Raw genomic sequence first — 6,247 nt, 5'->3', positions numbered from 1 at the left:
GAAAATTTCAGACGCTTGGCTAAAGACTATGAATATACAATAAGCTCAAGTGAGGCTATGATTCATCTTGCTTTTATTATGATTATGCTCAATAAAATAAATCTCAAATAAAATTTAAACAGTTTCTGAAAGAAGTACCGAAAGAATGAAAAAAGTATTTTCATACATATTAATTTTGCCGGTCTATTTTTACAAATACTGCATATCGCCACTGACTCCGGCTGCGTGCCGATACGCTCCCACCTGCTCGGAATATGCGATACAAGCCATAAAAAAGCATGGGCCATTGAAGGGCTTTTGGCTGGCAGTTAAACGCATAGCTCGTTGCCATCCCTGGGGCGGACATGGTTACGACCCGGCGCCCTGATTTGCTTTACAAACTCTTATTGACAGCAACAACGAACGATATATAGAATGAAACAGCAAAAGTTTTCGTTAAAAAATAGATTGAGAAGCTTTAAATATGCTTTTAACGGATTGAGAATAATGATTCGAGAGGAGCATAATTCGTGGATTCATATTTTTGTGTCGCTATGCGTATTGATAGCCGGATTTCTGTTGAAAATCACGACTTACGAATGGATTGCTGTCATTTTTTGTATTGGTTTTGTAATGGCATTGGAACTAATCAACTCTGCCATCGAAAATATGGCCGACTTTGTTTCGCCGGAAAGACATGCGATGATTAAAAAAATTAAGGATTTATCGGCAGGCGCCGTACTTATCGGAGCGATTATCTCGGCAATAATCGGATTGATTATATTTTTACCTAAAATAGTGGTGTTATGCAATTGAATCGACAGCAAGAATTTACCGATATTATCCGATTGATTAAGCAATCGCAATGGAATGCCATAAAGTCCGTCAATACGGAGCTTATCAATCTTTATTGGAATATTGGACAATACATTAGCGACCGTGTGGCTCAATCGGATTGGGGGCAATCGGTTGTGAAAGAATTAGCGGATTATTTGTCCCGGACAGAGCCAAATCTGAAAGGATTCTCCGACAAAAACCTTTGGCGGATGAGGCAATTCTATGAAACATACAAGGAAAATCCAAAACTCTCAGCACTGCTGAGAGAAATTAGCTGGACAAATAATCTTACTATCTTGAGCAGAACAAAAACACTCGAAGAGAAAGAATTCTATCTTCGTTTGACAAGCCAGGAAAAATATAGTACAAGAGAATTGGACCGACAAATCAATAGTAGTCTTTTTGAAAGAACCATGTTAGGTAATGCAAAACTCTCACCAGTGGTGAGAGTTTTGCATGGCAATATAATTAATTGTTTCAAAGATGATTATGTGTTTGAATTTATTGGATTGCCGGAATCTCATAGTGAAAGTGATTTACAGAAAGGATTGCTGAGTGATATGAAAAGATTCATCCTTGAAATAGGAAAAGATTTTTTATTTGTGGGTGAAGAATTTAGGGTTCAGGTAGGAAATAGCGATTGTTATATTGATTTGCTTTTTTATCACAGAGATTTACAATGCCTGATAGCGTTTGAACTTAAAGCAGACAAATTTAAACCCGAACATTTGAGACAACTTAATTTCTATTTGGAGGCATTAGACAGAGATGTCAGAAAACCACACGAAAATCCAAGCATCGGTATCTTGCTGTGTAAAGACAAGGACGACACAGTAGTTGAATACGCTTTGAGCCGTTACTTATCTCCGACAATGGTTTCGCAATACCAAACTCAACTCCCTGACAAAAAGATGCTGCAACAAAAACTTAATGAATTATTTGACAATGAAAGAGACAAATAATTACGCCATAACTCATACAAACTCTACCACATCATGAAAAAACTGCATCGAATACTATTAGCGATGAACTAAAAATATCTACTTAAAAATCACATAATTATGAAAGATTTCTTCAAAACCTTATTTGCCTCTATCCTGGGCGTAATTATTGGTGCAAGTATTCTTGGATTTTTGTCCTTCCTTGTTTTTATCGGCATTGCCATGAGTGGCTCATCGGGTTATCATTTGGAAGATAAGACCATACTTGTTCTCGACTTGAATGGCGTGATTAACGAGCGCGAAAACTCAAGCCCATTTGCGGCGCTGTTGGGCGAATCGGAAAGTACTGGCTTGGACGATATGACCGATGCCATAAAAAAAGCAAAAGAAAACGACGAGATAAAAGGTATTTATATCAAAGCCGGCAGCCTCAATTGCGGAATTGCCGATATGGAGCCGGTAAGAAATGCCTTGATTGACTTCAAGGAATCGGGCAAATTTGTTGTTGCTTACGGCGATTCGTATTCGCAAGGCGCTTATTATATTGCATCTACAGCCGACAAGGTGATTATGAATCCCAGCGGCACATTCGATTTTCACGGAGTGAGTGCGGGTATTATGTTTGTCAGAGGTATGTACGAAAAGCTGGGAATAAAAATGCAGGTGTTCAAAGTCGGAACGTTTAAATCGGCTGTCGAGCCTTATATTCAGGATCAGATGAGCGATGCAAACCGTTTACAAACAAGCTCGTACATAAACGATGTGTGGACTCATATACTAAACGGCATCTCCGGATGCAGAAATATTCCGGTAGCGCAACTCAACCAGTACGCCGACCAATGCCTGACTTTTGAGAAAGTGGATAGCATTGTAAAATATGGCATGATAGACACATTGATGTACGCAAACAACCTGGAAGCCTACCTGAAATCCCTTACCGGAACAGATGAAAAAGATGACCTGAATCTGGCCTCGGTAAAAGACCTGACAAGCATAGCGTTCAAGAAAAAAGAAAGCGGCAAAGATAAAATTGCCGTATTGTATGCCGAGGGCGAAATAGTGGATGCGGAGAGCGGCAGCAGCATTTTTTCGTCCGACCCCGTTATTACGGCCAAAGAATATGTAAAAGAGTTGAAGAAGCTCAAAGAAGATGAGGACGTAAAAGCGGTCGTCTTCCGTGTCAACTCGCCCGGCGGAAGCGCTTTTGCCTCAGAACAGATATGGAATGCCCTAACAGAACTAAAAGCTGTGAAACCGGTTGTTGTATCCATGGGAACGTATGCGGCATCGGGCGGTTACTATATTTCGTGCGCGGCCAATACCATTGTCGCCGAACCAACAACCCTGACCGGCTCAATCGGCATATTCGGCTTGATACCCGATGGCTCCGAACTGGCCAGGAAAATGGGAGTAACTTTCGACGAAGTCAACACCAACGCACATGGCGGTTATGGCGGTATGAGATTTGGCATACCATTCCTTATCAGCGCCCAATCGCGCGGATTCACCGATGAAGAATCGCGTATGCTTCAAAAATACGTTGAGAACGGATACGACTTGTTCCTTACCCGTTGCGCCGACGGCCGCTCAAAAACAAAAGCCGAAATTGATTCCATCGGACAAGGGCGCGTGTGGACAGGCAAACAAGCCTTGGAAATAGGATTGGTGGACAAACTGGGAAACATAGAAGACGCCCTGAAAATTGCCGCCGAAGCAGCCAAAATAGACGCATACATCCTTGCCAAATATCCGGCGAAAAAAGATTTCTTCAGCCAACTGCTGGAAGAATCGTTAGGCAGTACCAAAGTCAAAGCCCTGAGATTTTTCATGGGCGAAGAGGAATACAGCCAAAAGCTCCTCCTGAAAAGCCTTCAAAAGATGGATGTTAAGATGGCCGTTATGCCCGACAGGATTCGGTATTGAAGTTTGAAGTACAAGGTTAATGGGTCAACGTAGGGGCAGGGTTCGCCTGCCCTTTTTTGAGCTTGTCATTGCAGGATCCGACCCGCAATGACAGAAGTCGTATTCTCAATTCTTAATTCCCGAAACCCGCTTTTATCCCAATTAAAAACCTTGGGCGAATCAATTAAAAACGGTTTGATTTTTTCGTAGTCTTCTTCCGACAAATAGCTTTCTATATCAAGACAGGCATTTATGGCGGTGTCTGTTGCGTTGAGTTCCAGTTTTATTACCGGCAGATCCAGGGCGACCGAGGCATTTCGGAAATCGTCGCTTGTGCGATCAACATCCGGCTTAATAAACGAATCGGCATTTAATTGAGGGAAAAGCGCCGTGGTATTCTCTAGTGGAGACCAATCGGTGGTGTAGAAACGGATGCGACTGTCGCAGGATTTTCCGCAGACGGTATTTACCACACAAACAATCTGCGAATTGTTTATCAAAGGCAGCAACTTGAGTTGCAAGGCGCCAACAGAGGATGTTTCCAATGCGATAAAATCATCGGATATTCCCAGGCGTTTTACTTTCCCGTTTAGCGCCGAAGCGACTTCCACCACAACTGTGTCGTTCGGGTTGGCGAGCAACAGGTTTTTGCTTGATGCATCCATCCCAAACAAAACATCATCGGGAGCAGAGAGAAATATACTGCTTATGTTTTGTGCCTGCAAGGGCCATACAACAACGGTAAATAGTAAGAGTAACGATAATTTTTTCATATTGCATATAGTATAAATAAAACCCAGCCCCTCCAACCTCCCCGGCCTCTATCCCCCTACGGGGACTTTCTCCAAAAGGAGAAAGGAAAAGGTAAAAGCTTTTGGAGGCTTAAAAGTCCCCCTACGGGGGATTAGGGGGCTTTCGTTCCCAAATATAGGAAAAACATTCCTATTATGATTAAAATCAGGTCGATTAGCTTGCCTTTTAGATTTTTTTCATGGAAAAACAAGACTCCTCCGGCAAAAGAAACTACAACAGAGCCTCGGCGAATCATCGAAACAATCGAAATCATCGCATTCGGATCGGTCAAGGCATAGAAATAGACGAAATCGGCAATGGTTAAAAACAGAGAGACCAGAATGATGTTCCATTTCCATCTGAATGGCGTTGTTTTTGCCCGCCCGGGATACCACAATACAATAAGCACAACGAACATCAGAATGCATTGATACAAGTTGTACCAAAACTGCACGGCGGTGGAACTGTAAAGCTGCATCAGGTATTTGTCGTACAATCCGCTGATAGCGCCCAACACCGCTGCGAAGAACATGAACAATATCCATTTGTTGCGGCGGAAGTTTATTCCCTCTTTCCGCCCCGTTGCCGATAACAGAAACACGGAGATAATGGTAAGCAAAACACCAATCCATTGATACAGATTCAATCGCTCGCCGAATATTAACAAGGCTCCTACGAGCGTCATAACCGGACGGGTTGCATTGATGGGGCCTGTAATAGTCAGCGGCAGTTGCTTGACGGCAAAGTACCCGAATATCCAAGACGAAAGCACAATCACCGATTTGACAATGATGAACGAATGGGTTTCGAGGCTAACGGCGGGGATATAGAAAATAGTATCGCCCAGTAGTTCGGGATAAAACCGCGACAACAAAAATAAAGGGGTGAATAATAAGGTGCAAAAAAGCGTATTGAAAAACAATACCGGAATAACGGCATTTCCTTGTAGCGAAGTTTTTTTACTTATGTCGTAACATCCCAAAAAAAATGCCGAAAGAAATGCTAATAATAACCACATGCTGTTTGTAAATTAAATTGATTGTCGTTTGAATACACTATCGGGGTACTCAATTTCTTCCAGAAACAGCGCGTGCCCGGGAACCGAACATCCTGCCAGTTGCCTGTTTTTGGCAAGGATAACGTTACGCAGACCTGTTTCGTCGAGTTTCCCCCGGCCTGCTTCTATCAGCGTACCGACAATTGCCCGCACCATGTTCCGCAGGAAGCGGTTGGCCTGCACCGTGAATATGTATTCGCGCCCTTTCTTTTCCCATTGAGCCTGCATCATCCGGCAGTTGTTCGTTTTCACATCGGTATGCAATTTGCTGAAACTGGAGAAATCTTCAAACTCGAACAGGATGTTGGCGCAGGCATTCATTCTGTCCACATCCAATTCTTCGGAAATACGGTAATGCGAATCGACCAGAAAGGGATCTTTTCGGGTAGTGATGTAATAGCGGTATAGCCTCGAAGTGGCGTCAAAACGGGCGTGGGCATCCTCATTCACCTGTATTATCTGCTGTATTGCAATGTCTTTGGGTAAAAAGCCATTCAGTTTGTAAATCAGCTTTTGAGCTTCGGCATCGTCTATCTCGGCATCGAAATGCGCGACCATCATCCGTGCATTCACTTCGGCGTCGGTGCGTCCCGCTCCCACAACCGGCGTTTCGCGGCGGAGCAAGGTGGTCAGGCTATCTTCAATAACTTCCTGAACAGCTTTACCATTGGGTTGCCTCTGCCAGCCGCAGTAGTTTGCGCCATTATACGATAAATAGAGAAAGTAACGGTTTGCCATA

The 6,247-nt window shown here is 43.2% G+C and carries 7 protein-coding genes; 4 read left to right on the top strand and 3 right to left on the bottom strand.

The genetic code is table 11. The features are described 5' to 3' along the window. Positions 1–145: 145 nt before the first annotated feature. The 4 genes from yidD to sppA all read left to right on the top strand — a co-directional run bounded on the left by yidD (position 146) and on the right by sppA (position 3,680). Positions 146–367, top strand: a complete 222-nt coding sequence (yidD, locus tag ACYPWY_RS08230) for a membrane protein insertion efficiency factor YidD (protein ID WP_459685013.1) — start codon at positions 146–148, stop codon at positions 365–367. 47 nt (positions 368–414) lie between these two features. Next, positions 415–795, top strand: coding sequence for a diacylglycerol kinase family protein (locus ACYPWY_RS08225; RefSeq protein ID WP_459685012.1), 381 nt, complete (start codon positions 415–417; stop codon positions 793–795). Further along, entirely contained in the window at positions 786–1,778 is a 993-nt protein-coding gene (locus tag ACYPWY_RS08220; RefSeq protein WP_459685010.1) for a PDDEXK nuclease domain-containing protein, read from the top strand. The genes ACYPWY_RS08225 and ACYPWY_RS08220 overlap by 10 nt, the downstream gene beginning before the upstream one ends. A gap of 99 nt (positions 1,779–1,877) precedes the next feature. Further along, positions 1,878–3,680: a signal peptide peptidase SppA gene (sppA, locus tag ACYPWY_RS08215; RefSeq protein WP_459685008.1), complete on the top strand. Its 1,803-nt coding sequence runs from the start codon at positions 1,878–1,880 to the stop codon at positions 3,678–3,680. Between the two features lie 65 nt (positions 3,681–3,745). On the opposite strand, the gene ACYPWY_RS08210 is transcribed toward sppA, so the two are convergent. The 3 genes from ACYPWY_RS08210 to truA all read right to left on the bottom strand — a co-directional run bounded on the left by ACYPWY_RS08210 (position 3,746) and on the right by truA (position 6,246). Next, positions 3,746–4,432 carry a DUF3256 family protein gene (locus tag ACYPWY_RS08210; protein WP_459685006.1) on the bottom strand — a complete coding sequence of 229 codons (687 nt, stop codon included), beginning with the start codon at positions 4,430–4,432 and terminating at the stop codon, positions 3,746–3,748. Positions 4,433–4,563: 131 nt separating this feature from the next. Further along, a complete protein-coding gene (locus ACYPWY_RS08205) occupies positions 4,564–5,469 on the bottom strand; it encodes an EamA family transporter (protein WP_459685004.1) in 906 nt (301 codons plus the stop codon). Positions 5,470–5,481: 12 nt separating this feature from the next. Beyond that, positions 5,482–6,246 (bottom strand): tRNA pseudouridine(38-40) synthase TruA, encoded by a 765-nt coding sequence (gene truA / locus ACYPWY_RS08200; protein WP_459685003.1) that lies wholly within the window; start codon positions 6,244–6,246, stop codon positions 5,482–5,484. Position 6,247 lies beyond the last annotated feature (1 nt).

The sequence above is a fragment of the Viscerimonas tarda genome, from assembly GCF_054601255.1.
Note: the sequence above shows the minus strand (reverse complement) of the source record. Positions and strands in the feature narration are given on the sequence as shown.

Bases quoted from the DNA above. Each gene is read 5' to 3' on its own strand.
- truA (WP_459685003.1), bottom strand. From the start codon at position 6,246: ATGGCAAACCGTTACTTTCTCTATTTATCGTATAATGGCGCAAACTAC.
- ACYPWY_RS08205 (WP_459685004.1), bottom strand. From the start codon at position 5,469: ATGTGGTTATTATTAGCATTTCTTTCGGCATTTTTTTTGGGATGTTAC.
- sppA (WP_459685008.1), top strand. From the start codon at position 1,878: ATGAAAGATTTCTTCAAAACCTTATTTGCCTCTATCCTGGGCGTAATT.
- ACYPWY_RS08220 (WP_459685010.1), top strand. From the start codon at position 786: ATGCAATTGAATCGACAGCAAGAATTTACCGATATTATCCGATTGATT.
- ACYPWY_RS08225 (WP_459685012.1), top strand. From the start codon at position 415: ATGAAACAGCAAAAGTTTTCGTTAAAAAATAGATTGAGAAGCTTTAAA.
- yidD (WP_459685013.1), top strand. From the start codon at position 146: ATGAAAAAAGTATTTTCATACATATTAATTTTGCCGGTCTATTTTTAC.
- ACYPWY_RS08210 (WP_459685006.1), bottom strand. From the start codon at position 4,432: ATGAAAAAATTATCGTTACTCTTACTATTTACCGTTGTTGTATGGCCC.